Origin of the sequence: Cupriavidus sp. 30B13, from assembly GCF_049059565.2 — a bacterium.
Taxonomy (GTDB): domain Bacteria; phylum Pseudomonadota; class Gammaproteobacteria; order Burkholderiales; family Burkholderiaceae; genus Cupriavidus.
Window position 1 is genome coordinate 3,798,338 of sequence record NZ_CP188223.1, and the last position, 24,415, is coordinate 3,822,752.

At 69.5% G+C, this 24,415-nt stretch carries 27 protein-coding genes and 1 pseudogene; 14 read left to right on the forward strand and 14 right to left on the reverse strand.

What is annotated here, in order from left to right; translation table 11 throughout:
• Window positions 1–37: 37 nt before the first annotated feature.
• On the reverse strand, window positions 38–1,294 hold the full coding sequence (locus tag ACKI2N_RS17425; RefSeq protein ID WP_420994375.1) for a UbiH/UbiF family hydroxylase: 1,257 nt from the start codon (window positions 1,292–1,294) through the stop codon (window positions 38–40).
• 151 nt (window positions 1,295–1,445) lie between these two features.
• Between ACKI2N_RS17425 and ychF the strand changes: the two genes are divergently transcribed.
• The 3 genes from ychF to ACKI2N_RS17440 all read left to right on the forward strand — a co-directional run bounded on the left by ychF (window position 1,446) and on the right by ACKI2N_RS17440 (window position 3,509).
• Entirely contained in the window at window positions 1,446–2,537 is a 1,092-nt protein-coding gene (gene ychF, locus ACKI2N_RS17430; protein ID WP_420994376.1) for a redox-regulated ATPase YchF, read from the forward strand.
• A gap of 274 nt (window positions 2,538–2,811) precedes the next feature.
• A complete protein-coding gene (locus ACKI2N_RS17435; RefSeq protein WP_420994377.1) occupies window positions 2,812–3,105 on the forward strand; it encodes a type II toxin-antitoxin system HigB family toxin in 294 nt (97 codons plus the stop codon).
• 11 nt (window positions 3,106–3,116) lie between these two features.
• Window positions 3,117–3,509: a helix-turn-helix domain-containing protein gene (locus ACKI2N_RS17440; protein ID WP_420994378.1), complete on the forward strand. Its 393-nt coding sequence runs from the start codon at window positions 3,117–3,119 to the stop codon at window positions 3,507–3,509.
• A 65-nt stretch (window positions 3,510–3,574) separates the two neighbouring features.
• Here ACKI2N_RS17440 and ACKI2N_RS17445 read toward each other — a convergent pair whose 3' ends face one another.
• Together ACKI2N_RS17445 and ACKI2N_RS17450 are read right to left on the reverse strand one after the other, a co-directional pair.
• Window positions 3,575–3,907, reverse strand: coding sequence for a DUF4810 domain-containing protein (locus ACKI2N_RS17445; RefSeq protein WP_420994379.1), 333 nt, complete (start codon window positions 3,905–3,907; stop codon window positions 3,575–3,577).
• A gap of 30 nt (window positions 3,908–3,937) precedes the next feature.
• A pseudogene (locus ACKI2N_RS17450) lies at window positions 3,938–4,420 on the reverse strand (CsgG/HfaB family protein); the annotation flags it as partial.
• Window positions 4,421–4,814: 394 nt separating this feature from the next.
• On the opposite strand from ACKI2N_RS17450, the gene ACKI2N_RS17455 reads away from it, so the two are divergent.
• Window positions 4,815–5,015 (forward strand): DUF3311 domain-containing protein, encoded by a 201-nt coding sequence (locus ACKI2N_RS17455; protein ID WP_420994380.1) that lies wholly within the window; start codon window positions 4,815–4,817, stop codon window positions 5,013–5,015.
• A complete protein-coding gene (gene mctP, locus ACKI2N_RS17460) occupies window positions 5,012–6,487 on the forward strand; it encodes a monocarboxylate uptake permease MctP (protein WP_420994381.1) in 1,476 nt (491 codons plus the stop codon). The genes ACKI2N_RS17455 and mctP overlap by 4 nt, the downstream gene beginning before the upstream one ends.
• 7 nt (window positions 6,488–6,494) lie before the next feature.
• On the opposite strand, the gene ACKI2N_RS17465 is transcribed toward mctP, so the two are convergent.
• The 3 genes from ACKI2N_RS17465 to ACKI2N_RS17475 are packed head-to-tail and all read right to left on the reverse strand — an operon-like array spanning window position 6,495 to window position 9,138.
• Window positions 6,495–6,995, reverse strand: coding sequence for a GDYXXLXY domain-containing protein (locus ACKI2N_RS17465; RefSeq protein WP_420994382.1), 501 nt, complete (start codon window positions 6,993–6,995; stop codon window positions 6,495–6,497).
• Window positions 6,992–8,110: a DUF4401 domain-containing protein gene (locus ACKI2N_RS17470; protein ID WP_420994383.1), complete on the reverse strand. Its 1,119-nt coding sequence runs from the start codon at window positions 8,108–8,110 to the stop codon at window positions 6,992–6,994. Before ACKI2N_RS17470 ends, ACKI2N_RS17465 begins: the two co-directional genes overlap by 4 nt.
• Complete coding sequence (locus ACKI2N_RS17475; RefSeq protein ID WP_420994384.1) at window positions 8,107–9,138, reverse strand: DUF2157 domain-containing protein; 1,032 nt, start codon at window positions 9,136–9,138, stop codon at window positions 8,107–8,109. The genes ACKI2N_RS17470 and ACKI2N_RS17475 overlap by 4 nt, the downstream gene beginning before the upstream one ends.
• Window positions 9,139–9,303: 165 nt before the next feature.
• Here ACKI2N_RS17475 and ACKI2N_RS17480 point away from each other — a divergent pair, with 165 nt between their 5' ends.
• The gene (locus ACKI2N_RS17480) at window positions 9,304–10,071 is read left to right on the forward strand and encodes a 5'-methylthioadenosine/adenosylhomocysteine nucleosidase (protein WP_420994386.1); all 768 of its coding nucleotides are present in this window, start codon (window positions 9,304–9,306) and stop codon (window positions 10,069–10,071) included.
• Window positions 10,072–10,118: 47 nt separating this feature from the next.
• On the opposite strand, the gene ACKI2N_RS17485 is transcribed toward ACKI2N_RS17480, so the two are convergent.
• On the reverse strand, window positions 10,119–10,355 hold the full coding sequence (locus ACKI2N_RS17485; protein WP_420994387.1) for a GlsB/YeaQ/YmgE family stress response membrane protein: 237 nt from the start codon (window positions 10,353–10,355) through the stop codon (window positions 10,119–10,121).
• 270 nt (window positions 10,356–10,625) lie between these two features.
• Here ACKI2N_RS17485 and hemA point away from each other — a divergent pair, with 270 nt between their 5' ends.
• The 6 genes from hemA to ACKI2N_RS17515 all read left to right on the forward strand — a co-directional run bounded on the left by hemA (window position 10,626) and on the right by ACKI2N_RS17515 (window position 15,822).
• Window positions 10,626–11,930, forward strand: coding sequence for a glutamyl-tRNA reductase (gene hemA / locus ACKI2N_RS17490; protein WP_420994504.1), 1,305 nt, complete (start codon window positions 10,626–10,628; stop codon window positions 11,928–11,930).
• 147 nt (window positions 11,931–12,077) lie between these two features.
• The gene (gene prfA / locus ACKI2N_RS17495) at window positions 12,078–13,160 is read left to right on the forward strand and encodes a peptide chain release factor 1 (RefSeq protein WP_420994388.1); all 1,083 of its coding nucleotides are present in this window, start codon (window positions 12,078–12,080) and stop codon (window positions 13,158–13,160) included.
• A 233-nt stretch (window positions 13,161–13,393) separates the two neighbouring features.
• Window positions 13,394–13,720: a hypothetical protein gene (locus tag ACKI2N_RS17500; protein WP_420994389.1), complete on the forward strand. Its 327-nt coding sequence runs from the start codon at window positions 13,394–13,396 to the stop codon at window positions 13,718–13,720.
• A gap of 135 nt (window positions 13,721–13,855) precedes the next feature.
• Window positions 13,856–14,755: a peptide chain release factor N(5)-glutamine methyltransferase gene (gene prmC, locus ACKI2N_RS17505; protein WP_420994390.1), complete on the forward strand. Its 900-nt coding sequence runs from the start codon at window positions 13,856–13,858 to the stop codon at window positions 14,753–14,755.
• Between the two features lie 118 nt (window positions 14,756–14,873).
• Window positions 14,874–15,185 carry a Grx4 family monothiol glutaredoxin gene (gene grxD, locus ACKI2N_RS17510; protein ID WP_035875397.1) on the forward strand — a complete coding sequence of 104 codons (312 nt, stop codon included), beginning with the start codon at window positions 14,874–14,876 and terminating at the stop codon, window positions 15,183–15,185.
• Between the two features lie 7 nt (window positions 15,186–15,192).
• Window positions 15,193–15,822, forward strand: a complete 630-nt coding sequence (locus ACKI2N_RS17515; RefSeq protein WP_420994391.1) for a UbiX family flavin prenyltransferase — start codon at window positions 15,193–15,195, stop codon at window positions 15,820–15,822.
• Window positions 15,823–15,877: 55 nt separating this feature from the next.
• Here ACKI2N_RS17515 and ACKI2N_RS17520 read toward each other — a convergent pair whose 3' ends face one another.
• The 3 genes from ACKI2N_RS17520 to ACKI2N_RS17530 form a co-directional block, all read right to left on the reverse strand.
• A complete protein-coding gene (locus ACKI2N_RS17520) occupies window positions 15,878–16,099 on the reverse strand; it encodes a hypothetical protein (protein WP_420994392.1) in 222 nt (73 codons plus the stop codon).
• A 173-nt stretch (window positions 16,100–16,272) separates the two neighbouring features.
• Window positions 16,273–17,796, reverse strand: a complete 1,524-nt coding sequence (amaB, locus tag ACKI2N_RS17525; RefSeq protein WP_420994393.1) for an L-piperidine-6-carboxylate dehydrogenase — start codon at window positions 17,794–17,796, stop codon at window positions 16,273–16,275.
• Window positions 17,793–18,989 (reverse strand): saccharopine dehydrogenase C-terminal domain-containing protein, encoded by a 1,197-nt coding sequence (locus tag ACKI2N_RS17530; protein WP_420994394.1) that lies wholly within the window; start codon window positions 18,987–18,989, stop codon window positions 17,793–17,795. Before ACKI2N_RS17530 ends, amaB begins: the two co-directional genes overlap by 4 nt.
• A gap of 205 nt (window positions 18,990–19,194) precedes the next feature.
• Between ACKI2N_RS17530 and ACKI2N_RS17535 the strand changes: the two genes are divergently transcribed.
• Window positions 19,195–19,644: an Lrp/AsnC family transcriptional regulator gene (locus ACKI2N_RS17535; protein WP_420994395.1), complete on the forward strand. Its 450-nt coding sequence runs from the start codon at window positions 19,195–19,197 to the stop codon at window positions 19,642–19,644.
• Between the two features lie 34 nt (window positions 19,645–19,678).
• Window positions 19,679–20,488 carry a 4-hydroxy-tetrahydrodipicolinate reductase gene (gene dapB, locus ACKI2N_RS17540; protein WP_420994396.1) on the forward strand — a complete coding sequence of 270 codons (810 nt, stop codon included), beginning with the start codon at window positions 19,679–19,681 and terminating at the stop codon, window positions 20,486–20,488.
• A gap of 71 nt (window positions 20,489–20,559) precedes the next feature.
• On the opposite strand, the gene ACKI2N_RS17545 is transcribed toward dapB, so the two are convergent.
• From ACKI2N_RS17545 to ACKI2N_RS17560, 4 genes are all read right to left on the reverse strand, one after another.
• The gene (locus ACKI2N_RS17545; protein WP_420994397.1) at window positions 20,560–21,216 is read right to left on the reverse strand and encodes a hypothetical protein; all 657 of its coding nucleotides are present in this window, start codon (window positions 21,214–21,216) and stop codon (window positions 20,560–20,562) included.
• Window positions 21,217–21,277: 61 nt separating this feature from the next.
• Window positions 21,278–21,478, reverse strand: coding sequence for a hypothetical protein (locus ACKI2N_RS17550; protein WP_426990055.1), 201 nt, complete (start codon window positions 21,476–21,478; stop codon window positions 21,278–21,280).
• 246 nt (window positions 21,479–21,724) lie between these two features.
• Entirely contained in the window at window positions 21,725–23,278 is a 1,554-nt protein-coding gene (locus ACKI2N_RS17555; protein ID WP_420994398.1) for a chloride channel protein, read from the reverse strand.
• A gap of 123 nt (window positions 23,279–23,401) precedes the next feature.
• Entirely contained in the window at window positions 23,402–24,382 is a 981-nt protein-coding gene (locus ACKI2N_RS17560; RefSeq protein WP_420994399.1) for a Bug family tripartite tricarboxylate transporter substrate binding protein, read from the reverse strand.
• Between the last annotated feature and the right edge of the window lie 33 nt (window positions 24,383–24,415).

Genomic DNA, 24,415 nt, shown 5'->3' on the forward strand with positions numbered 1-24,415 from the left:
CCAGGTATCCGGTGATCCGGCGCGTGGCGCTCAGGGCTCAGCCCAGCGCACGACCGATGAGAAAACGTTTGAGCAGCGGCTGGCCGCCCACCGCCCGCATGCCGGCATTGCGCACCGTGCGCGCCATGCCGCCCGGCAGCGAAAACAGCCGGTGCAGGCCGTCGGTGGCGGCCGTCAGCGACAACAGGTCCGTGGCGCGCGCCCGCTCGTAGCGGCGCAGCAGGCGCAGATCCCCTTCGCTGCGGAAAGACTCTTTGGCGGCCATCACGCGGCCAAGTTCCGCCACGTCGCGCAGGCCCAGGTTCATGCCCTGCCCGGCCAGCGGATGCACCACGTGGGCCGCGTCGCCCACCAGCGCCACGTGCGGCTGCGCGAACTGCTCCGCGCGCTGCAGCACCAGCGGGAAGCCCTGCGCCGGCGTCACGCAGCGCAGCGTGCCGAACTGCCGGCCCACCGCCCCGCTGGCGGCCTGCATCACGGTGGCCGCCAGCGCCTCCGGCGACAAGGCCAGCAGCTCCGCCGCGTGGCCCTCGTCGGCCGACCACACCATCGACACGCGCCGCCCCGGCAACGGCAGCAATGCCAGGATCTCGCCGTTGGCCGGCTCCTCGTCCGCCATCAGCTTGGCCGGCGCGCCCAGGAACCATTGCCAGGCCGTATCCTGGTGCGGCTGCTCGCATTCGAAATTGGCCACCACGCCAAGCTGACGGTAGCGCCGCTTGGAGACCGGGATATGACACTGGTCGCGCAGCCACGAGCGCGCGCCGTCCGCGCCCACCACCAGCGCCGCGCGCACCTTGTCGCCGCCGGCCAGCGCCAGCGTGGCGCCATCGTGGTCGCGCTGGAATGCCGCGGCGGTATCGTCGAACCAGTGCACCTGATGCTGGAACCGCAACGCCGTATCCAGCACGCGCTCCACCTGGCCCGACTCGATGATCCAGGCCAGTTGCGGCACCGTGGCCGCATACGCCGAGAAATGCAGGTCGCCCGCGGCCGAAGCATTCTCGCGCGCCGCGCTGGCATCGCCGAACACCCGCATGTCGCATACCGGCTGCACCCGCGCCGGATCCAGCGCCTCCCACACGCGCAACTGCGCCAGCAACGCCTGCGAACTGGCGGAAAACGCGTAGATGCGGCTGTCCCACTGGTCCGCCTCCGGCGCGCTCGCCTGCGGACGCGGCGCGACCAGCGCCACCTGCATGCCCTGCTGGGCCAGCAACAACGCGCAAGCCTTGCCGACGATACCGCCGCCGACCACGGCAACCTGGAAACGGGAGGGGGATGGACGAGTCATGGGGGGATTATAGCCATCCCGGCACATGGGCCCGCGCCCGTCCCGTGCGCCGGCCAGCGCGGCGCCGGACGGCAACGGGCAGCCAAGCCGGGCACGGTGCGCGCACGCCCATCCGCTAGAATAGGGGTTTTGCTATTTCAAGCCTTCTACCATGAGCCTCAAATGCGGCATCGTCGGCCTGCCCAACGTCGGCAAGTCCACGCTGTTCAACGCCCTGACCAAGGCCGGCATCGCCGCCGAGAACTATCCGTTCTGCACCATCGAGCCCAATGTGGGCGTGGTGGAAGTGCCGGATCCGAGGCTCGCCAAGCTGGCCGAGATCGTCAAGCCCGAGCGCGTGCTGCCGGCCGTGGTCGAGTTCGTCGACATCGCCGGCCTGGTGGCGGGCGCCTCCAAGGGTGAAGGCCTGGGCAACCAGTTCCTGGCCAACATCCGCGAAACCGACGCCATCACCCACGTGGTGCGCTGCTTCGAAGACGACAACGTGATCCACGTGGCCGGCAAGGTCGATCCGCTGTCCGACATCGAAGTGATCAATACCGAACTGGCGCTGGCCGACCTCGCCACCGTCGAAAAAGCCCACGCCCGCTATATCAAGCCGGCGCGCGCCGGCGACAAGGAAGCGCTGCGCCTGGTAGCCGTGCTGGAAAAGGCCCAGGCGGTGCTCAACGAAGCCAAAGCCGTGCGCACGCTCGACCTGTCGGACGAAGAATGGGCCGCCATCAAGCCGCTCTGCCTGATCACCGCCAAGCCCACCATGTACGTGGCCAACGTGCGTGAAGACGGCTTCGAGAACAACCCCCACCTGGACGCCGTACGCGCCCACGCCGCCAAGACCAAGTCGCCGGTGGTGGCCGTGTGCGCCGCCATCGAAGCCGAGATCGCCGACCTCGACGACGCCGACAAGGCCGAATTCCTGGCCGACCTCGGCATGGAAGAACCGGGCCTGGACCGCGTGATCCGCGCCGGCTTCACCCTGCTCGGCCTGCAGACCTACTTCACCGCCGGCGTGAAGGAAGTGCGCGCCTGGACCATCCACGTAGGCGACACCGCCCCGCAGGCCGCCGGCGTGATCCACACCGACTTCGAACGCGGCTTCATCCGCGCGCAGACCATCGCCTATGAGGACTTCATTACCTACAAGGGCGAGCAAGGCGCCAAGGAAGCCGGGAAGATGCGGGCGGAAGGAAAGGAATATGTGGTGAAGGATGGGGATGTGATGAATTTCTTGTTTAACGTCTGACTGGCAGGAACTGTTCGACCAAGATTCATCAACTTCCAGGTATCCCTTGAACCCCGCGCAAATGCGGGGTTTTTTGTTTCCTGTAGGTTCTTGTCGTTCGTTGTAATCCTGGTGGAACGTGGGTATCGAAAGGTACTGCGTCGAAAAGATGCTGCCTTCTCTGCTTCAGTCTGCCCAGGGCTTGGACAGGTTCCGACGAGAAAACTCCTCGCTTGTCCAGGCCATGCGGCGGCCTGCCATTTGCTACCATTTTGGTATCATGCTAGAGTGGGACATGCGCATCATCGCCCTTTCCACTTTGCGGACGTTCTGGGAATCCCGTCCCGATGCCGAAACGCCATTGCGGTCGTGGTATGCCCTGGCAAGTCGTGCCGCCTGGAAGACGCCGGCAGACATCAAGGCCGCCTACGGGAATGCCAGCTTCACCGGAAACAACCGGGTGGTGTTCAACATCAAAGGCAACGACTACCGTATGGTGGTGTCCGTGCGCTATGACAAGGGCTTGATGTACGTCCGATTCCTCGGCACGCATCGCCAGTACGACAAAATCGACGTCGAGACGATTTGAAGGAGCCCGACATGGAACTCAAGCTGATTCGCACCAAGAAGGACTACCGGGCAGCGTTGGCTGAAGTTGATCGCCTGTGGGATGCGCCTGCAAAATCACCGGCTGCCGACCAACTGGACGTGCTGACTCTGCTGATCGAGCAATACGAGCGCGAGCATTTCCCGATTACCGATCCTGACCCCATCGACTTCCTGGACCACGTCATGGAGGCGCGCGGCTTGACACGCAAGGACCTGGAGCCCTACATCGGGCCGCGTGGCAGGGTGTCCGACATCCTGAACCGCGTCCGCCCGCTGACGCTGGAAATGATCCGCAAGCTGGCCGAGGGCTTGAAGCTGCCCGCCGAGGTGCTGATTCGCCCCTACCACCTGCGGCAGGCGGATGAAGAGCTGGCGGCCTCCTGACAGCCATTGATCAACAACGGCACAGATCTGTTTACCCTCATTCGTCATCCGCCGATAACGCAGAATCAAGATCGACCTCGACGCCACCGACCGAGGACTGAAGGCGATGCCATCTGGTCGTCCTTGCCGATCCCGGCATACAGCAGGCCCAGGTGGGCGTGGTAGCCGGGTGGCGGCGTGGCGCCGGCGGCCGCGATCTTCTGCATATCGCGCTCGAGCGCTTCGATCTGCGCCTGCTTGGGCTCGCCCTTGAAGTATTCGTAGACCTGCGGCTGGTAGCTTTCCCACTGGTACAAGGTCTTGGGCCCTGCGCAGCCCGCCAGCAACACGATTCCCGTCAAGGCCGGCACGACGGCGCGCCACGGCCGGTACTGCTTTTGCTTTTTGACTTCTTTCACTTCTTCTCCTCTTCGACAAACTAGCCGGCTTTACGGATTGCCCGGCTTCCACGCGCCGCTTTCGATGCCGGTGATCAGGTTGGTGACCGCTTCGCGCATGGCCAGGTCGAGCACCTTGCCGTTGAGCGTGGAGTCGTAGCTCTGCGTGCCGCCGAAGCCGATGATCTCGCGGCTGGACAACGCGTATTCGCCGGCGCCCTGGCTCGAGAACACGACTTCCGAGGTGGCGATGTTGACCACGTTGAGCGCAACCTTGGCGTAGGCCACCTGGGACTTGCCGCGGCCGAGGATGCCGAACAGTTGCTGGGCGCCGACTTCCTTGCGGCCGAACTCGGTCACGTCGCCGGTGATCACGTAGTCGGCGCCCTTCAGGCGTTGCGCCTGGCTCTTGATGGTGGCTTCGCGCTTGATCTCTTCCATATTGTCGCGGTCGAGCACGTTGAAGCGGTTGCTCTGCTGCAGATGGGTGACCAGCACGGTCTTGGCCTGTCCGCCGAGGCGGCCGATGCCGTCCATTGCCCCATGAAACAAAGGATTTCCGCTTTGCGGGGCGGGTGCGGAAATCCAGCCACCCGAAAAGGGTAACGGCAATCGACGGGCAAGCACCCACCCTTCGCCGGTTGGGTGTACAACCGCAACGCGCGGCGCCTGCGGCTACGCCTCCCCCTGCAAGCCGCAGTGAAATCTCCCCGCCGATCGCCTAGACTGAAGCAGCCCTCAAGGCACAAGCGGGCCGGGACACGATGCTCCGGGCTCGCGGCCGGCGTGTAGCGTCGCCCCCATGTCTTGAAGACGATACCAATGAGGGCCTGCTCGCATGGATGCGCTTTGTAGCAAGCGCGCGACATGCCGCCGCGCCATCGATACGAGCAGTCTTATGCAACGGACCAACCGAGAGAAAATACTCGTGGAACCTGCAAACCCGCCCCCCCGCCACGCGTGGCTGCGCATCACCCTGCTGCTCCCCTACCTCGCCCTGCTGTGGCTGCCGTTCTATAACGATACGGAGCCGTCCATCGCGGGCTTCCCGCTGTTCTACTGGTATCAGTTCCTGTGGGTGCCGCTGACCTCGCTGCTGATCTACATCGTCTACCGGTGGGTCAGATGAGCGGCCCCATTCCCATCGATCCGGTGGCGATGGCGGTCTTCATCGCCTTCTTCGTGCTGGTCACGCTGGTGGGGTTCTTCGCCGCGCGCTGGAAGCGCGGGGACCTGACGCAGCTGCACGAGTGGGGCCTGGGCGGGCGGCAGTTCGGCACGCTGATCACATGGTTCCTGGTGGGCGGGGATTTCTACACCGCCTACACGGTGATCGCGGTGCCGGCGCTGGTGTATTCGGTGGGCGCGTATGGTTTCTTCGCGCTGCCTTACACCATCATCGTCTATCCCTTCGTCTTCCTGATCATGCCGAAGCTGTGGCAGATCGCGCATGCGCGCAACCACATCACGGCGGCGGACTACGTGCATGGCGAGTATGGCGGCAAGCTGCTGCCGGCGGCGGTGGCCATCACGGGCATCGTGGCGACCATGCCGTACATCGCGCTGCAGCTGGTGGGCATGGAGGTGGTGATCAAGGGGCTGGGCGTCAACGGCGAGGTGCCGCTGGTGGTGGCCTTCGTGATCCTGGCGCTGTACACGTACACCAGCGGCTTGCGCGCGCCGGCGATGATCGCCTTCGTCAAGGACATCATGATCTATATCGTGGTGATCGCGGCGGTGTGGCTGATTCCGTCCAAGCTGGGCGGCTACGGCCATGTGTTCGACGTGGCCGACAAGTACTTCCAGGCCAAGGGCGGCGCCACCGGCATCATCCTCAAGCCTTCGCAGTACACGGCCTTCGCCTCGCTGGCGCTGGGCTCGGCGCTGGCGGCCTTCATGTATCCGCATACGATGACGGCGGTGCTGTCGTCGTCGTCCGCCGCCACGGTGCGCAAGAACGCCATCTTGCTGCCGGCCTATACCTTGCTGCTGGGGCTGATCGCGCTGCTGGGCTACATGGCGATCGCGGCGGGCGTGCGCGTGAGTTCGCCGTCGGACGTGGTGCCGGCCTTGTTCGCCACGCTGTTCCCGTCGTGGTTCGTCGGCTTCGCGGCGGCGGCGATTGCCATCAGCGCGCTGGTGCCGGCGGCCATCATGTCGATCGGCGCGGCCAACTTGTTTACGCGCAACCTGTGGCGGCCGCTGGTGTCGCCCGACATCACGCCGGCGGCGGAGGCGTCCACGGCGAAGATCGTGTCGCTGGTGGTGAAGTTCGGCGCGCTGCTGTTCATCGTGTTCCTGCCCACGCAGTACGCCATCGACCTGCAATTGCTCGGCGGCGTGTGGATCCTGCAGGTCTTCCCGGCGGTGGTGTACACGCTGTACACGCGACGGCTCAACACCACCGGGCTGATGCTGGGCTGGGCGGTTGGTGTCGTGGTGGGCACCGGGCTGGCGGTTTCGCAGGGCCTCAAGCCGGTGTACGCGGTGCACCTGGGCAGCGCCACGTATCCGCTCTATATCGGGCTGATAGCGCTGGCGGCCAACACGGTGGTGACGTTCGTGGTGTCGCTGGTGACGCCGAAGCGCGCGGCGCACTGAGCGCTGCTCAGAGGGGCTGCAGGTTTTCGTCCCGCAGCCCTACCAGCAAGGCCTGTCCCTCTGCCCCCACGCGGAACTCGCCGAAGCGCGCCTTCTCGAAGCGCGCGCCCTGGCCTTCCTGGAAGAAATACGCGTCGGTCGATACCTGTACCTGCACGCCGCCCCAGCGCGACGGCACGGTCTGGAAGCGCAGCAGTTGCTCGCCGGCGGCAAGCGGCTCGCCGGCATGCAGGCGTACCAGGCCGGCTTCGCCGCGCGCATCGCGCCGGACCACGGCGACCTGCTCCCGTTCGGCGGGCAGGTCCTGCCGCTGGCGTGCCGCGCGGATGGCGTCGGCAATGGCGAAGTTGAGCGCCATGTAGTCGCCCTGCATCAGCGAGCGCGGATCGACGGGCGCCAGCCGCAGGTAGATGGTATCGCCGCGCGCGAGCAGATGCTCCTTGGTGCCGATGGCGGCGGCCGCCAGCCCGAGCGTGAGCGCCCAGGCAATCAGTATCCAGCGTTTCATGAGGGGCTCCTTGCGCTGCCGCGCCGCAGCCCGGCGCGCAATATCAGAATGGCAAGGCCGGCACCGGCCAGCGTGGCGGACTTGATCAGCAGTGTCCAGTGCAGCGCGCCGTAGTACCAGATAAAGCCGCCGGCCAGCGCGGCCACGGCCAGCCCGAGCCAGGGCAGCGAGCCGCGGCGCAACGCGAGGCCCAGCGCCAGCGCGGCGGCCACCACCGCGGGCGCGCCGGCCAGCAATGCGCTGAACAGCGCGGCGCCCGCGACGGCCGCGGCGCGTACCGGGACCGCCAGGCGCAGGCGGCCGCTCTCGGCCAATACGAAGGCGGCCAGCATCGCGCCGCACAGCGCGCCGGCCATCCAGTACGGCGTGGCGTGGCGCCCGGTCTCGACATCGAACAGGAACGCGTGAGGCGTGCCCAGGCCGGTCACCACCAGCGCGGCGCCCAGCGCAAACAGCAACGTGGCATCCGCGGCCGGCTCCAGCCAGCCGTGCCGGCCCGCGGCGCACAGCCGGCCCTCGGCCCACACGAATGCGGCCAGCAGCGCCAGCGCGAGCGGCGCCAGCCAGCCCAGCGACAGGGCCGTCCACTCCCAGGCATGGCGCAGGTCCGGCATCATCGCCAGTTGCAGCGCCACCGCCACGCCGCTCCACACGCCGAGCGCGCACAGGAAGCGGTGCAGCCGGTTGCGCACCAGCACGTAGAGCACGGCTTCGAGCAATGCCAGCGCGGCCCAGAAGGCGCAGGTTTCCAGCAGGCGGGTGCCGCCGTAAGCCTGGCCCGCGCCGAACACCAGCAGGTTCTGCCCGCTGAGGCTCACGGCCAGCGCGAACTGTTCGAGCGCGGTGCCGGTGCCGCGCCGGTACAGCACCGCCGCCAGCGCGATCATGGCGGCGCCGCACAAGGCCATCGCCACGCCGTTGTCGCGCGCGGCGACGAAGACCGAGCCGAGCAGGAAGGCAAGGAAGAAGATCGCGCCGAGCCAGCCGGCCGCGCCCATCAGCAGCCGCACCGCCCACGGCGTGCCGGCGTGTGCCTGTGCCGGTTGCCCGTGCACCAGGCCGCGCGCGGCGAGGTCCTGCCACAGCCGCTGCACTACCTCACGCTGGCTGTTCATGCCGGCTCTCCTTGCGCGGGGACCGCATCGTGCTGGCGCTGGGCGCGCAGCAGCCATGCGGCGGCAATGGCGGACAGGCCGATGGTCAGCAGCCCCAGCAGCAGGAAGGCGCCGAATCCGCTGCGGCTGCCCTCCAGCAACGCGCGCGCGGCGGCCGTCACCACCACCACGATGAGGGCGAAGCTGGCCAGGCTGAGCGCGACCACGTCGAACGCGCGCAGCCGGAACCAGGCCAGCAGCGCGCCCAGCGCCAGCACGGCCACGCCGAGCATGGCGGCGTCGAGGCGGCTTTGCAGGAGGCTGCCGATGCCGAGCCAGCCGGCGCAGGCGCACGCCAGCGCGGCCACGATGCGCGCGCCGGCCTGGCCGCGGAAGCCGAGCGCCGGCAGCGCCGCGCACAGCAAGAACCACAGCACAAGCTGCGCCAGCGTGGCGCCCAGCAGGAACAGCGTGGTGCCGCGCTCGCCCGCCGCGCCGAACAGCAGCTCGAACATGCCGCCCACGCCCAGCCGCACGCTGCAGTAGCGCAGCAGCGCCACGTTGGCCAGCACGATCACCAGCCACCAGTGCGGCGCGGCGCGCGCGGCCAGCGCCCACGGCACCGCCAGCAGCGCCCACAGCGCGAACAGTTGCCACGCGTCGGCGCCGCTCTGGTAGACCTGCCCGATCACGGCCAGCAGCACGCCGGCCACCATCTGCGCGCCGCACAGCGCGGCGCGGGCCGCCGTGTCCCCGGCCGGACGCAGCCAGGCGAAGGCGGCCAGCAGGCTCAGGGCGCCGGCCAGCAGCCCGAATTTGGCGAACTTGTGCAGGTCTTGCCAGTTGAAGGCGAAGAAGACGATCACGCCGGCGCACAGCAGCGCCGCGCCCAGCGCCAGCAAGGCGCGGTCCAGCCAGTGCCGCCACGCGGGCGCGTCGGGCTCGGCGCGCGGCCAGGCGGCGGCCACGCCGTCGGCGGCGATGGCATGCTGCTCGCGCCAGTGGGCCAGCGCCTGGCGCACGGCGCGCCGGTCTTGCATGCTTTGCATCGAGGATGGGTGCATGGAGGTCCCGTGTGATGGATACGCCTGTGCACTGTAGCAAACGCGCGCGCGGCCGCGCAGCTTTCCTTGCCGGCGCCGCCGCCGCTTTGCGGCCGCCCGGCGGGCCGGTATGCTGTGCGTTTTTCCGCCTGCGCCTCGGGGCGCCCCGCCATGACCCTCGGTATCCTCGCCGCCATCCACGATGAAGTCGACGGCCTCGTGGCCGCCATGCGCCACGACGACGCGCGCGCCAGCGTGCGGCGCATCGGCATGCGCGACTATCACGTCGGCCACCTGTACGGCCAGCCCTGCGTGCTGGTGCTGGCGCGCATGGGCAAGGTGGCGGCCGCGGCCACCACGGTGACGCTGGTGCGCGAGTTCGGCGTGGACGAGATCGTCTTCACCGGCCTGGCCGGCGGCATCGGCGCGCGCACGCGCGTGGGCGACGTGGTGGTGGCGGACCGCACGCTGCAGCACGACCTGGACGCGCGCCCGTTCTTCGCCCGCCACGAGGTGCCGCTGCTCGACCGCGCCGAATTCCCCGCCGACCCGGCATTGACCGCCGAGCTGCGCGCGGCCGTGGACGGCTACCTGCGCGAAGAACTGCCCGCGGCGACCCCCGCCGGCGTGCTGGCCCGCTTCGGCGTGAGCGCGCCCGCGCTGCATGTGGGCATGATCGCCAGCGGCGACCAGTTCATCGGCTCGCCGGCAGCCGCGGCGGAATTGCGCGAGCGCCTGCCGGGCGTGCTGGCGGTGGAAATGGAAGGCGCCGCGGTGGCCCAGGTCTGCCACGAATATGGCGTGCGCCATGCGGTAATGCGGACTTTATCGGACCGTGCCGACGATACCGCGCACGTGGATTTTTCCGCGTTCCTGACCGAAGTGGCCAGCCATTATTCGGAGGGAGTATTGGGGCGATTTTTGCGCAACCGGGGATAAACCACGCTGCCCGGCACCGCCTGCAATGGCCCGGGCAGGAATACCGGTCAGCGCCGCCGCGCCAGCCCCCAGGCCCCGACCAGCACGCCGGCGCCGACGATGCCGGCGAACCAGCCCGCCATCTGCCCGTCCGTGAACCAGTGCAGCGCGCGGCCGCCGTAGAAGGCCGCCAGCGCGCCAAGCGCCCCCAACACCACGGCCGCCGGCAGGCCGACCCGCCCCGAGGGATGGAGCGACCGCGCAGCGAGTCCGACCAACACGCCCACAATCAGCGTCCCAAGCATCACTTTCCCCGGAAATCCATGTCATGACGCGGCTTTTGCGCCACGAGCACCGGCGCCACGTGGCCCCGAGGATACGGTAAACCGCGCCCGGACCGCCCTTCCGAAGCAAATTTTGCATCGGGCGTTATAATGTAGCCCGGTTCGGCGGCGCAATGCGCCGGAGTCCGCCGCGTGAAAACCACGCCGCGGACTTGCCTTTTGAAGCCCGCGCGGCAGCCAGCCTGGAGCATGGCACCCCGCGGGGCCCGGTCCAAAGACATGTCCCCCACCATGCAACTGCTCGCGATCGGTATCAATCACACCACGGCGCCCGTCTCGCTGCGCGAACGGGTGGCGTTTCCGCTCGAGCAGATCAAACCGGCGCTGGGGGCGCTGCGCACGCACCTGGCGGGCAGGAACGGCACCGAAGCCGCCATCCTCTCTACCTGCAACCGCACCGAGATCTATTGCGCCACCGACGTGCTGGTCAACGGCGACGCCGGCTTCGAGCACACGCTGCGCTGGCTGGCGCAGCACCACAACGTGCCGGCCGGGGAGCTGGCGCCCCACCTCTATTCCCTGCCGCAGTCCGAAGCCGTGCGCCATGCCTTCCGTGTGGCCAGCGGGCTGGATTCGATGGTGCTGGGCGAAACCCAGATCCTGGGCCAGCTGAAGGACGCGGTGCGCACCGCCGGCGAGGCCGGCGCGCTTGGCACCTACCTGAACCAGTTGTTCCAGCGCACCTTCGCGGTGGCCAAGGAAGTGCGCGGCCAGACCGAGATCGGCGCGCATTCGGTGTCGATGGCCGCCGCCGCGGTACGCCTGGCGCAGCGGATCTTCGAAAGCGTCTCCACCCAGCGCGTGCTGTTCATCGGCGCGGGCGAGATGATCGAACTGTGCGCCACGCACTTTGCCGCGCAGACGCCGCGCCAGATCGTGGTGGCCAACCGCACCGTGGAGCGCGGCGAGAAGCTCGCCGAGCAACTGGCCGGACAGGGCCTGACCACCGAGGCGATCCGCCTGTCGGACCTGGGCGCGCGCCTGCATGAATTCGACATCGTGGTGTCCTGCACCGCCAGCTCGCTGCCCATCATCGGCCTGGGCGCGGTCGAGCGCGCGGTCAAGCTGCGCCGCCACCGCCCGATCATGATGGTCGACCTGGCCGTGCCGCGCGACGTGGAGCCCGAAGTCGCGCGCCTGGACGACGTGTTCCTGTACACCGTGGACGACCTCGGCGCCATCGTGCGCGAAGGCAACGCCATGCGCCAGGCCGCCGTGGCGCAGGCCGAAGCCATCATCGAGAGCCGCGTGCAGAACTTCATGCACTGGCTGGAAACCCGCAGCGTGGTGCCCGTCATCCGCGACCTGCAGGCCCAGGGCGAAGCCATGCGCCAGGCCGAGCTGGAGCGCGCGCGCCGCATGCTGGCGCGCGGCGACGACCCCGAGGCGGTGCTCGAGGCGCTGTCCGGCGCGCTCACCCGCAAGTTCCTGCACGGCCCCACCCACGCGCTCAACCACACCCAGGGCGACGACCGCGAAACCCTGCTGCGCCTGGTGCCGGGCCTGTTCCGCCACAGCAGCCACTCCGAGCGCTAGCAGCGCTCTTCCACCGGCGGCGCGCGTCCTGCGCACCGCCCGCCTTGCCTGCCGTGGCATTTGCCCGCGCAAGCCATCCCGACGCCGCCTGCCGGCATCCGCCCTAACCAGCTTCCTCCGCTTCATCGCGACCCTGCCCGGATACCCATGAAAGCCAGCATGCTAGCCAAGCTCGACCAACTGTCCGAGCGACTCGACGAAGTCAACGCCCTGCTCGCCCGCGAGGACGCCACCGCCAGGATCGACGTCTACCGCAAGCTCACGCGCGAGCACGCGGAACTGTCGCCGGTGGCCGAGCAGTACGCGCAGTACCGCCAGGCGCAGGAAGACCTGGCCACCGGGCAGGCCCTGCTGGACGACCCCGAGATGAAGGAGTTCGCGGCCGACGAGATCGGCGCCGCGCGCGCGCGCCTGGAAGCGCTGGAGATCAGCCTGCAGAAGCTGCTGCTGCCCAAGGACCCCAACGACGACCGCAACCTGCTGCTGGAAATCCGCGCCGGCGCGGGCGGCGAGGAAAGCGCGCTGTTCGCCGCCAACCTGCTGCGCATGTACACGCGCTACGCGGAGCGCCAGCGCTGGCAGGTGGAGGTGATGAGCGAATCGCCGTCCGACCTGGGCGGCTACAAGGAAGTCATCATCCGCATCGTCGGCGACGCGGCCTTCTCGCGCCTGAAGTTCGAGTCCGGCGGCCACCGCGTGCAGCGCGTGCCGGCCACCGAGGCGCAGGGCCGCATCCACACCTCGGCCTGCACGGTGGCGGTGATGCCCGAGGCCGACGAGGTGGCCGAGGTGCAGATCAATCCAGCCGACCTGCGCGTCGACACCTTCCGCGCCTCGGGCGCCGGCGGCCAGCACGTGAACAAGACCGACTCGGCGGTGCGCCTGACTCACCTGCCCACCGGCATCGTGGTGGAATGCCAGGACGACCGCAGCCAGCACCGCAACAAGGACAAGGCGATGAAAGTGCTGGCCGCGCGCCTGATGGACGCGCAGTTGCGCGCCGCGCAGGCCAAGGAGGCCAGCACCCGCCGCAACCTGATCGGCTCCGGCGACCGCAGCGACCGCATCCGCACGTACAACTTCCCGCAAGGCCGGGTCACCGACCACCGCATCAACCTGACGCTCTACAAGATCGAAGCGATCATGGACGGCGACCTGGACGAGTTGCTGTCGGCGCTGGCGGCGGAACACCAGGCCGACCAGCTGGCGGCGCTCGGCGAAGACCATTAATTGCAAAAAATGGCGGCGCGGCGCCGGCATTATCGGAGGCCGGTTATGTCGAGGCGGCCCCGATAACCCATATCGCGGCATATAAATCGGCCATCGACGAAAACCTTTGTATCTGTTGTAAATGCTTGAAACAGCACTGGCGTGGCATTTTTCGCTGTCTATAATCGATTTCGACTGAGCCGCCGCACAGAGGGCGGCGTGTCTACCCTCCTAATGGATAAAAGGACGAAATCATGAAGAAATTGCTCGCGCTGTTGATGCTCACCGCTGCCCTGACCGCCTGCGGCAAAAAGGAAGAAGCTCCCGCCACGCCTAGCGCCGACAGCGCCATGCAGAACGCCGCCGATTCCGCCAAGGCCGCCGCCAGCGATGCCGCAGCCGCAGCCAGCAATGCCGCCGACGCCGCCAAGGCCGCCGCCAGCGGCGCCGCCGCCGATGTCTCCGCCGCCGCCGAAAAGGCCAAGGTGGATGCCGGCAATGCGATGGAGCGCGCCAAGGAAGCCACCAAGGATGCCGTGAACGCCGGCGCCGACAAGGCCAAGGACGCCGTCAACAAGTAATGCCGCCGCGCGGACAAGCGCGCTACACTGCGAACCCCGTCAAGGCCCCCGCCCGGCGGGGTTTTCCTTTTTCCGGCGCCTTTTTTGGCTTTTTCCGGCTTTCCGGCACCCGTTCCGTCCGCCTGACTTCGATCCATGTCCAGCCATTCCTCCGCCCCGTCCGCTGTCCTGCCTGAAACGGTCACGGTGCACCAGGCCCTGGCGCTGGCCGCGGCGGCCGGCCTGCCGACGCTGGAGGCACGGATGCTGCTGACGCACGTCACCGGGCTGACCCGCACGCAACTGATCACGCGCGACGGCGACACGCTGGCCCCGGCCGACCGCGGCCGTTTCGGCGCGCTGCTGGCGCGCCGGCTCGCCGGCGAGCCCGTGGCCTACCTGCTCGGCGAGCGCGAATTCTTCGGGCGTCCGTTCCGCGTCACGCCCGATGTGCTGATTCCGCGGCCCGACACGGAGATCGCGGTGGAAACCGCGCTGAAGCGGATCGCGCCGCTGTCCGCGCCGCGCCTGCTCGACATGGGCACGGGCTCGGGCGCACTCGCCGTCACACTGGCCTGCGAACGGCCGGACGCGGAAGTCTGGGCCACGGATGTGTCGGAGGGCGCGTTGCGGGTAGCGCGGGAGAACGCGCACGCGCTCGGCGCGGCCAATGTGCGCTTCCTGATATCGGACTGGTATGCCGCGCTGCCCGACGGCCTGCGCTTCGACCTGATCGTCAGCAACCCGCCGTATATCCCCGCCGGCGACCCGCACCTCGCGCAGGGCGACCTGCGCTTCGAGCCCGTCGACGCGCTGACCGACCATGGCGACGGCCTGTCCGACCTGGCCGCCATCGTCGCCGGCGCCGCCGCGCGCCTGCACCCGGGCGGCTGGCTGCTGATGGAGCATGGCTACGACCAGGGCGCCGCCACGCGCGGCCTGCTGGCGGCGGCCGGGCTGGCCGAAGTCTTCACCGCGCGCGACCTCGCCGGCCACGAGCGCTGCAGCGGCGCGCGGCTCCTGGCGGCGCCGCCGGCACCCGACGGCGGCGCCTGAACGGGAACGGCCGATTCCGGTAAAATCGTTTCCTTCATGGCGTGCACTCCGCATGCCTGCCGATTTTCCCGCTTGCGGCATCCGGCGTGGCCGGCCCCGCGCAACCGAAAGAGACATCATGAGTGACGTGCAACAAAAGATCGACCAGATCGTCAAGGGCAGCCCGGTGGTCCTGTTCATGAAGGGCACCGCCCAGTTCCCGATGTGCGGCTTCTCCGGCCGCGCCATCCAGATCCTGAAGGCCTGCGGCGTGGACGCGCCGACCACGGTCAACGTGCTGGAAGACGAAGGCATCCGCCAGGGCATCAAGGAATACGCCAGCTGGCCGACCATTCCCCAGCTCTACGTCAACGGCGAATTCGTCGGCGGCTCGGACATCATGATGGAGATGTACCAGAACGGCGAACTGCAGTCGCTGCTCAAGGCCTGAGCACGCGATGAGCGCAGCCGGCGATGCAGGCGGTGGCGCGGGCGACCGCGGGACCGGCAGGCCGCGGCGCCTGATCGTCGCCATCACCGGCGCCACCGGCGCGGTCTATGGGGTGCGGCTGGTGCAGATCCTGCGCGCCGCGCCCGGCATCGAGACCCACCTGCTGATTTCGCCCGCGGGCGTGATGAACCTGCAGCACGAGCTGGACATGGGCAAGGCCGAAGTCGAAGCCTTCGCGCACGTCGTGCACAACGTGCGCGACATCGGCGCCACCATTGCCAGCGGCTCGTTCGCGTCCCACGCGATGGTGGTCGCGCCGTGCTCCATGCGCACGCTGGCCGCGGTGGCGCACGGCCTGTCCGACAACCTCATCACCCGCGCCGCCGACGTCACGCTCAAGGAGCGCCGCAAGCTGGTGCTGATGGTGCGCGAGACACCGCTGAACCTGGCCCACCTGCGCAACATGACCGCCGTCACCGAGATGGGCGGCATCATCTTCCCGCCCGTGCCCGGCTTCTACCAGAAGCCGCAGAGCGTGGCCCAGCTGGTGGACCATACCGTCGGCCGCGTGCTCGACCTGATCGACGTGCCGCAGACGCTGGCGCCGAGCTGGGGCGGGCTCAACGGCCAGGCCTGAGACCGCCGGAGGCCGCCTGCCGGCTTCCCGGCGTGCGCCGCGGCCTCGGTCCGCCTCAATGCCAGTAGCGGTAGCGGCGGCCGCCGTAATAGCCGCCACGGTAGCCGTAGTAGCCACCGCCATAGAACCCCGGCGTCACCACCACCGAGGGCGCGGCATACACCGGCGCCGGCGCCACGGCCACTTCTCCGCCGCCGCCGTAGCCATAGGCCGGATAAGCCGGATAGACCGCGCAGCCCCCGAGCAGGGCGGAGCCAGCCACTGCAATCCCAATCATCCACGTTTTCATTTTCGTTGTCCTTTGCGGGCAGGTGATGCCTTGCCCATGAGAACGTTATACGGGGCGGGTTGGTAATACAGGGTCAATGTGCTGTAACCGTTGTTACGAATGGAAACGGCCGGGTGTCGGTATATGGCATGGCGCCGCCTCGCCGGCGCCATGCCCGCATCTCACACCTCAAACCGTATCCCCTGCGCCAGCGGCAGCGCGTCGCCGTAGTTGATGGTGTTGGTGGCGCGCCGCATGTAGCCCTTCCACGCATCGGAGCCGGACTCGCGCCCGCCGCCGGTCGCTTTCTCGCCGCCGAACGCGCCGCCGATCTCGGCGCCGCTGGTGCCGATGTTCACGTTGGCGATGCCGCAGTCGCTGCCCGCGGCCGACAGGAAGCGCTCGGCCTCGCGCAGCGATTCGGTGAAGATGCACGACGACAAGCCATGCGCCGCGGCGTTGTTCAGCGCGATGGCTTCGTCCAGCGTGTCGTAGGGCATCACGTAGAGGATCGGCGCGAAGGTCTCGGTCAGCATGGTCTCGTGCTGCCGGTCGGTCAGCACCAGCGCCGGACGCACGTACTCGGCATTGGGGTAGCGCTCCGCCAGCACGCGCTCGCCGCCGTGCACCACGTTGCCATGCCCGCGGCAGCGCAGCAGCGCGCCGGCCATGGCGGCCCCGGCGGCGCCGTCGATGAGCGGGCCGACCAGCGTGGCGTCGGCGAGCGGATCGCCCACGGGCAGGGTGTCGAACACATGCATCAGGCGCGTGGTCACGGCGTCGAACAGGTCGGCATGGACGAAGGCGCGGCGCAGCGTGGTGCAGCGCTGCCCGGCGGTGCCGGCGGCGGAAAACGTGATGGCGCGAATGGCCAGTTCGAGATTGGCCGACGGCGCGACGATCGCCGCGTTGTTGCCGCCCAGCTCCAGGATGGCGCGCTTGAATTGCCCGGCGCAGGCGATGCCGACCTCGCGGCCCATGCGCGTGGAGCCGGTGGCGCTGATCAGCCGCACGTCGGCATGCGCGACCAGATGCTGCCCGAGCGCCTGCGCGCCGGTCAGCACGGTGGCGATGCCGGCGTGATGGGGCGCGGCGACATCCAGCACGCCGTCCAGCAGGCCCTGCACGGCGAGCGCGCACAGCGGCGTCTTCTCCGACGGCTTCCACACCACGCCGTTGCCGCACACCAGCGCCAGCGCCGCGTTCCAGGCCCACACCGCGACCGGGAAATTGAACGCCGAGATCACGCCGCACAGCCCGTACGGGTGCCAGGTCTCGCGCATGGCATGCTGCGGCCGCTCCGAGGCGATGGTCAGTCCGTGCAGCTGGCGCGACAGGCCGACCGCGAAGTCGCAGATGTCGATCATCTCCTGCACCTCGCCCAGCCCTTCCTGCAGGATCTTGCCGGACTCCAGCGAGACCAGCTGGCCGAGATGCTTCTTGTGCTCGCGCAGCACCTCGCCGAAGCGCCGCACCACTTCGCCGCGCACCGGCGCGGGCACCAGGGCCCAGCCGGCCTGCGCCACGCGCGCGCGTTCGATGCGCGCGTCGGCTTCGGCCGGAGTGCAGGCGGGGAGATGGCCGAACGCTTCGCCGTCGATGGGCGAGCGCACCGGCAGCGCGCCCGCGGGTCCTTCTTCGCCTTCGCGCCACGGCGCCGGCAGACCGATGGCCTGCCAGCAGGCCGCGAATTCCCTGGCTTTCATACCGTTGCCTCCTGGAGCGGGTGACGCGTGTAGTGTCGGCCGAAACGGTTGGCAAGGAAAGCGTCCAGCGGCATCGCTTCCTGCGGCACGAAGCCCTGCTGCGGCAGCACGCCGGTGGCCACGAGGTCCAGCGCGGTGCAGATGCCGGCCGCGGTGGTGAGCTGGATGGCGTTGAGGTGGCCAGCCCCGGTGTCCGTCCCGCCGATGCGCGCCGAGAACGACTCCTGCGTCAGGCGCCCGCGCGCGCCGCCGCTGCCGGCGGCATAACCGGTGGCGCTGGCGAACACGATCACCACGTCCTGCTGCGTGGCGGGAATCGCGCTGTCGAAGATCTCGCGCACCCAGTCGCGCCGCTCGCGCAGGCGCAGGTCGTCGAGCAGCAGCTTCATCACCGCGCAGTGGCCCGGATAGCGGATCGACTTGTAGTCCACGTCGCGCGCGCGGCCGGCCAGCGTCTCGGGCAAGGTGCCCAGTCCGCCGGAAGTGTTGAAGGCCTCGTATTCGACGCCGTCCAGCGCGAAGCTTTCCAGCCCTTCCAGCGCGGCCACCTCCACCCGGCGCCCGTCGACGATGGCCTCGCACGGATTGCAGTATTCGTTGATCAGCCCCTCCGTGCTCCAGGTCAGGTTGTACTTGAGCGCGTTGGTGGGATAGCGCGGCAGCGCGCCGACCCGCATCTTCAGGCCGAGCAGTTCGCCGCCGCCGCGCAGGAAGCGCTGCGCAAGCTCGTTGCCGACCACGCCGATGAAGCCCGGCGCCAGTCCGCACTGCGGCATCAGCACCGCGCGCGCGCCGGCCCCCAGCGCGCGGATGGCGTGGGTGGCGGCCACGTCTTCGGTCAGGTCGAAGTAATGCACGCCAAGGCTGGCCGCCACCGTGGCCACGCCCACCGCGGCATGGAACGGCAGCGCGTTGAGCACGGCATCGGCGCCGCGCAGCAGGGCCGCGCAGTCCTGCTCCCGCTCCAGCGTGCCGGCGCCCACCGCGATGCCTTCGGGCAGGCCCTTGAGCTGCGCGGGGTCGCGGTCGACCAGCATGACGCTGTAGTCGCCGCTGTCATGCAGCATGGCGGCAATGGTGCGGCCGATCTTGCCGGCGCCGAGCACCACCACGCGCAGCGGGACCGGGAAGACGCCCGTGGCCGGCGCGGTGCCGGCCGGGGCCAGCAGGCTGGGGGGATCGAGCTTGCTCATGATGTTCTCCTGTCGGTATTGCGGTATTGCGGTATTGCCTGTGTTCGTTCGCTTCGGCTCCTCTGCGCCGGTGACTGAAGTATGGTTGCAGCCACAGTCGGAATGAACAGGCAAGATTGACGAAAACACCCCATAATCGAACGATTCGACAAGACCGATCGTCGAATCGGCATCCCTCTCCCTTTCGACGTCGCGACGTTGCGCCATGACCGAACTCGACCAGACCGACCGCCACCTGCTCGCGCTGCTGCAGGCCAACGCGCGCGAGAACGCCGCCAACCTGGCGCGCAAGCTGGGCATCGCCCGCACCACGGTGGTGGCGCGCATCGCGCGGCTGGAGCGCGGCGGCGTGATCGCCGGCTACGGCGTGCGGCTCGGGCAGCAGATGGAAGACCATGCCATCCTGGCGTTCTGCGGCCTGTCGGTCATGCCGAAGGCGGCGCCCGCGGTGGTGAAGGCGCTGCAGCGCTTCCCGGAGATCGAGGAACTGAATTCCGTGAGCGGTCCGGTGGACTACATGGCGGTGATCCGCTGCGACACGCACGCCCGGCTCGACAAGCTGCTCGACGAGATCGGCACGCTCGACGGCGTCAACCACACCACCACGTCGATCGTGCTGGCGCGCAAGATCGACCGGCGCCGCGCGGCGGCCTGAAGACACCGCAAATCCACCTCAGGAGAACAGCACGATGAGCAATCGCATCCGAGTCGCCGTGGGCGGCGTGACCGGCTGGGCCGGCGGCGAACTGGCGCGCGGCGTGGCGCACGCCGACGACATGACGCTGGTGGCCGGCCTGTCGCGCGGCGCGGCCGGCCAGACGCTGGCCGCACTGACCGCGCACAAGGGCACGCCCGGCGTGGCGGTGGCCAGCATCGACGAGCTGGCCGCGGGCAGCTTCGACGTCTACGTGGAGTACACCAGGCCCGACGTGGCCAAGCGCAACATCCTGCAAGCGCTGGCCAAGGGCGCGCACGTGGTGGTGGGCACCTCGGGGCTGTCCGACCAGGACTACGAGGAGATCGACGCCGCCGCGCGCCAGGCCGGGCGGGGCGTGCTGGCCTGCGGCAACTTCGCCATCACCGTGGTGCTGCTGCAGAAATTCGCCGAGATGGCCGCGCGCCACCTGGAGCACTGGGAGATCATCGACTATGCCAAGGCCGGCAAGATCGACGTACCCTCCGGCACCGTGCGCGAACTGGCCTACCGCCTCGGCCAGATCCGCGAGGCCAGACAGGTGGTGCCGGTCGACCAGGTGAAGGGCCCGAAGGAAACACGCGGCGCCACGCTGTCCGGCAGCCAGGTGCACGCGGTGCGCCTGCCCGGCTACCAGCTCGGCGTGGAAGTGATCTTCGGCTCGGATGGCCAGCGCCTGCACCTCAAGCACGAGGCCGGCGACGGCTCCAGGCCCTATGTCTCGGGCGCGCTGCTGGCAATCCGCAAGGTGAGCGGGCTGCGCGGCCTGGTGCGCGGGCTGGACAAGGTGATGGAGGGGCTTTGAGGCTTTGAGGCTTTCTTTGAAGCTTCGAGGCGTTGATGCGCAAACCCGGGCCGCAGGGCGGCCCGGCCGCCTTACCAGTTCTTCTTGTCCCCCGCCTTCCCGGCAGGCGCGCCCTTTGCCGCGGAAGCGGCTTCCTGGGGCTTGAGCTGCTGCGCCATCGCCGCGTCCTGGTTGGCCATCAGCAGGCGCGCCTGCGGCAGCAGCAGTTCCACCGTGCCGGTGTTCGGGTCTTCGGGAATGGCATACAGCTCCACCGTCAGCGGCCGCCTGGTCCAGCCGGCGTGCACGCTCTTGACGGGCTTGCCGGCCTTGTCCTTCATGTCGACCTGCTCGGAGCGGAACGGCTTGCCGTAGCGCGCGGTGAGGCTGTCCACGGCGGCCTGCTCGGAGCGGATGCCGTCGGTGGGCACGATCAGGCCGACCAGCGCGCTGCGGTCGACGAAGGCCACCACATGCGGGCCGTCCATGAAGGCGGGGCGCTTGTCGCGCGGCACGCCGACCTGGCGCATGACGCCGTCGCCGCGCACTTCCACGCACAGGGCGGTCACGTCGCGGCCATCGGGGGTGCGCTTGTCGGCGCAATCGGGCAGGTCCGGCAGCGGGCTGCCGATTTCCAGGCTGTCCAGCATCGGCGCGAACTTGTCGGCGCCATCCTTGGCCGCGGCGCCGGCCAGCGGCGAGAGCAGCAGCAGGCTGGCGGCGGCCAGCCCGGCGAGGGGGTATTTCATCCAGACTCCTGAGAAAAGCTGCGGATTGGAGCGCCCCCCGCGCGCGTGGTTCCGCCGGAGGCTATTGCGTCATACGGAGCACCGCGTTGGCCAGCACGGCCAGCAGCACCAGCAGCAGGCCCCACAGCAGCAGGCGCGGCACGCGGCTGGGCGGCAGCTGCCGCCGCGGGGAGCGCGCGCCGCGCGGCAGCGGCGCGCGCGGCCGGGCATGGCCATGCAGGCCGCGCGTGTGCCAGACCGTGTCGGGCCCGAGATCGCGCACGGCGGTGCTTTCCCTGGCCGGTGGCCTGGGCGGCTGCGGGCGCGATGGGCGCGTTGCGCGTGATGTACCCGATGCGCGCTGGGCGCCGTCGCTGCCGGACGGTCGTTGCGTGGCCATCTGTGCTCCCCGGTTCCTGGTGCCGGCGCGGATCGTCGTGTGCCGCCGGTACACGGCGCCGGGACCGTGGCCCCGGGCGCCGCCAATGGTAAGGCAAAGCGGCGGCGGGCACCATGTCTGGCGCGCCGCTTATGTGGCCGGGGGCACTTTGCGCGTGGCGGCGAGCGCTTCGCGGCGGAACGCGTGGGCGACGTGGTGATAGAACGGGTTCGGGCAGAACTGGCGCGCCACGAACGAGGACAGCAGCGCCGCGGCCAGCAGGAACACGGTGAGATCCTGCGAGCGCGTCATTTCCATCACGATCACGCTGGCGGTGATCGGCGCCTGGGTGGCGCCGGCCAGGAAGGCGGCCATCGACACCAGCGCCAGCACGCGCGGCTCGGTGAGCGGAATGGACAGGAAGGCCACCACGTGCTCGAGCGCCGCGCCGATGCCCGCGCCGATGGCCAGGCAGGGCGTGAAGATGCCGCCGGGAATGCCGGCGAAATACGACACCACCGTGGCCGCCAGCTTCGCCACGCCGAACCACAGCGTCGGCGCCGACTCGCCGTTGATCAGGTGGCTGGCCTGCGCGTAGCCGGTGCCGAAGGTGGCGCCGCCGCTGGCCACGCCGATCGCCGCCGCCACCAGCCCGCACAGCAGGGCGGCCAGCACCGGGTGGTCGAGCGGCCACGCCCGCAGGCGCGCCGGCAGCAGCGCCGGCATGCCGCCGATCAGGGCCTTGGCGAACAGGCCGCCGAGCGCGCCGTTGAACAGCGCGGCCAGCAGCACCGGGCCCCACGCGTCGTGCAGCGCGAGGATCGGCGTCTTGACGGCGAAGTACGGGTTGTTGCCGAAAATCGCCAGCGACAGGAAGCCCGCCGTCAGCACGCCCGACAACACCAGCCGGTCCCAGCGCACGGTGGTGCCGCGGCCGAGTTCCTCGATGGCGAACACCACCCCGGCCAGCGGCGTGTTGAAGGCCGCCGCCAGGCCGCCGGCGGCGCCCGCGGCGATCAGCGCGTTGGGATGGAAACCGATGCGGAAATGCAGGCGCTCCTGGCACCAGCGTCCCCAACTGAGCATGGCGGCCGCGCCGACCTGCACCGACGGCCCTTCGCGGCCGATGGAAGCGCCCGCGAGCAGGCCGCCCGTGGTCAGCAGCACCTTCCACATCGACTGGCGCAACGACACCAGCAGCGTCTGCGCCGGACCCGCCGGCGGCAGCCCGAACGAAGCGATCACCTGCGGGATGCCGCTGCCGCGCGCCTGCGGCGCCAGCCGCAGGGTCAGCCAGCGCAGCGCGGCCAGGCCCAGCGGCAGCAGCACGAACGCCAGCCATGGCGTGGCGGCGGTGACCCGCTGGTTCCAGTTCAGCGCCAGTTCGGCGATCCACGCGAAGACCAGGGAGAACAGCGCCACGCCGCCGGCGCCGCACATGAACACGGCATAGCGCAGGGTGGTGCGGGAGATGCGCCACATCTGGCGCGACTTGCGCCCGGCGGCCACGCGCGCGCGGCGGCGCAGCGCGCGCAGGCGCTCATGCTCGGCAGCGGCGCGCGCCTGCGCCCGGGTCTGGGCGCCGGCTTCGCGCCGGATGTCCTGCGGCGCGCCGGGGTCGGGGCTGGAGCCTGAGTCCGGCGCGGGACCCGGAGGCGATGGCGGTGGTGCTTCGGAGCGCGGGTCGGTCTCGGCGTCTTTCATGGAACGGCACAGGCGGAGAAATGCCGCGGGCAGCCCGGTGGGCCGGACACGTCACGGCGTCACGGCACTATACGCCGTTCGCCGTGCCGGGTCAGTCGCCGGCGCCCCTGCCGCCGGCGCGCTTCAGTCGAGCGAGATGTGGTTGGCCTGGATCACCGCACCCCAGCGCGCGCGGTCCGCGTCCACGTAGCGCTGCAGCTCGGCGCTGTCGCGCGGGCGCTGGATCACCAGCCCGAGCGCGGCGAAGGTCTGGCGGAACTGCGCGTCGCCGGTGGCCTTGGCGGCGGCGGCCTGCAGGCGCGCGACGGCCTCGGGCGGGGTCTGCGCCGGCACCGCCAGGCCGAACCACGTGGCGGCCTGGTAGCTGGGATGGCCGCTCTCGGCCACGGTGGGCACGTCGGGCAGCACCTCCAGGCGCTCCTTGCTGGTGACCGCCAGCGCCTTGAGCTTGCCGGCCTTGATGTGCGGCAGCGAGGTGCTGACCACGTCGATCATCAGTTGCACGTCGTTGGCCAGCAGCGCCGCCAGCGCGGGCGCGCTGCCGTTGTAGGGCACGTGGGTGAGGTCGATGCCGAGCTCGGTCTTGAGCATCTCGGTGGCCAGCTGCAGCGGGTTGCCCAGGCCGACCGAGGCGTAGTTGAGCTTGCCGGCGTTGGCCTTGGCGTAGCCGGCGAACTCGCGCACGTTGGCGGCCGGCACCTGGGTGTTGGTCACCACCACCAGCGGGATCTCGGCGGCGACCGAGATCACCTTGAAGTCGCGCCGGGCGTCGTAGCCGACCTTCTTGTAGAGCAAGGGGTTGAGCACCATGCTGGCGTTGCTGGCCAGCAGCACGGTGTAGCCGTCGGCGGCGGCGCGCGCCACGCTGGTGGCGGCGATCATGGTGTTGGCGCCGGGGCGGTTCTCCACCACCACCGGCTGCTTGAGCTCGCGGCCCATGCCGTCGGCCAGCGCGCGCGCGAGTTGGTCGGCCGAGCCGCCGGGCGTGTACGGCACCACCAGCTTGACCGGCCGGTCGGGAAAGGCGCCCGCCGCGGCGAGCTGCGCGCAGGCCAGCGCGCCCGCGCCGAGCACGGCGCGCCATGTGGAAATCCAGCGTTGCATTTGGTTGTCTCCTTCTTTCTTATGGTTTGCCTT

What these genes read in the sequence shown, in the direction of transcription:
- grxD (WP_035875397.1), top strand. Translation starts at nt 14,874, where the DNA reads ATGAGTGACGTGCAACAAAAGATCGACCAGATCGTCAAGGGCAGCCCG.
- ACKI2N_RS17500 (WP_420994389.1), top strand. Translation starts at nt 13,394, where the DNA reads ATGAAGAAATTGCTCGCGCTGTTGATGCTCACCGCTGCCCTGACCGCC.
- ACKI2N_RS17520 (WP_420994392.1), bottom strand. Translation starts at nt 16,099, where the DNA reads ATGATTGGGATTGCAGTGGCTGGCTCCGCCCTGCTCGGGGGCTGCGCG.
- ychF (WP_420994376.1), top strand. Translation starts at nt 1,446, where the DNA reads ATGAGCCTCAAATGCGGCATCGTCGGCCTGCCCAACGTCGGCAAGTCC.
- ACKI2N_RS17480 (WP_420994386.1), top strand. Translation starts at nt 9,304, where the DNA reads ATGACCCTCGGTATCCTCGCCGCCATCCACGATGAAGTCGACGGCCTC.
- ACKI2N_RS17485 (WP_420994387.1), bottom strand. Translation starts at nt 10,355, where the DNA reads ATGCTTGGGACGCTGATTGTGGGCGTGTTGGTCGGACTCGCTGCGCGG.
- ACKI2N_RS17435 (WP_420994377.1), top strand. Translation starts at nt 2,812, where the DNA reads ATGCGCATCATCGCCCTTTCCACTTTGCGGACGTTCTGGGAATCCCGT.
- ACKI2N_RS17440 (WP_420994378.1), top strand. Translation starts at nt 3,117, where the DNA reads ATGGAACTCAAGCTGATTCGCACCAAGAAGGACTACCGGGCAGCGTTG.
- ACKI2N_RS17530 (WP_420994394.1), bottom strand. Translation starts at nt 18,989, where the DNA reads ATGAGCAAGCTCGATCCCCCCAGCCTGCTGGCCCCGGCCGGCACCGCG.
- ACKI2N_RS17465 (WP_420994382.1), bottom strand. Translation starts at nt 6,995, where the DNA reads ATGAAACGCTGGATACTGATTGCCTGGGCGCTCACGCTCGGGCTGGCG.
- ACKI2N_RS17475 (WP_420994384.1), bottom strand. Translation starts at nt 9,138, where the DNA reads ATGCAAAGCATGCAAGACCGGCGCGCCGTGCGCCAGGCGCTGGCCCAC.
- ACKI2N_RS17545 (WP_420994397.1), bottom strand. Translation starts at nt 21,216, where the DNA reads ATGAAATACCCCCTCGCCGGGCTGGCCGCCGCCAGCCTGCTGCTGCTC.
- mctP (WP_420994381.1), top strand. Translation starts at nt 5,012, where the DNA reads ATGAGCGGCCCCATTCCCATCGATCCGGTGGCGATGGCGGTCTTCATC.
- ACKI2N_RS17425 (WP_420994375.1), bottom strand. Translation starts at nt 1,294, where the DNA reads ATGACTCGTCCATCCCCCTCCCGTTTCCAGGTTGCCGTGGTCGGCGGC.
- amaB (WP_420994393.1), bottom strand. Translation starts at nt 17,796, where the DNA reads ATGAAAGCCAGGGAATTCGCGGCCTGCTGGCAGGCCATCGGTCTGCCG.
- prfA (WP_420994388.1), top strand. Translation starts at nt 12,078, where the DNA reads ATGAAAGCCAGCATGCTAGCCAAGCTCGACCAACTGTCCGAGCGACTC.
- ACKI2N_RS17515 (WP_420994391.1), top strand. Translation starts at nt 15,193, where the DNA reads ATGAGCGCAGCCGGCGATGCAGGCGGTGGCGCGGGCGACCGCGGGACC.
- ACKI2N_RS17535 (WP_420994395.1), top strand. Translation starts at nt 19,195, where the DNA reads ATGACCGAACTCGACCAGACCGACCGCCACCTGCTCGCGCTGCTGCAG.
- ACKI2N_RS17560 (WP_420994399.1), bottom strand. Translation starts at nt 24,382, where the DNA reads ATGCAACGCTGGATTTCCACATGGCGCGCCGTGCTCGGCGCGGGCGCG.
- dapB (WP_420994396.1), top strand. Translation starts at nt 19,679, where the DNA reads ATGAGCAATCGCATCCGAGTCGCCGTGGGCGGCGTGACCGGCTGGGCC.
- ACKI2N_RS17470 (WP_420994383.1), bottom strand. Translation starts at nt 8,110, where the DNA reads ATGAACAGCCAGCGTGAGGTAGTGCAGCGGCTGTGGCAGGACCTCGCC.
- prmC (WP_420994390.1), top strand. Translation starts at nt 13,856, where the DNA reads ATGTCCAGCCATTCCTCCGCCCCGTCCGCTGTCCTGCCTGAAACGGTC.
- hemA (WP_420994504.1), top strand. Translation starts at nt 10,626, where the DNA reads ATGCAACTGCTCGCGATCGGTATCAATCACACCACGGCGCCCGTCTCG.
- ACKI2N_RS17555 (WP_420994398.1), bottom strand. Translation starts at nt 23,278, where the DNA reads ATGAAAGACGCCGAGACCGACCCGCGCTCCGAAGCACCACCGCCATCG.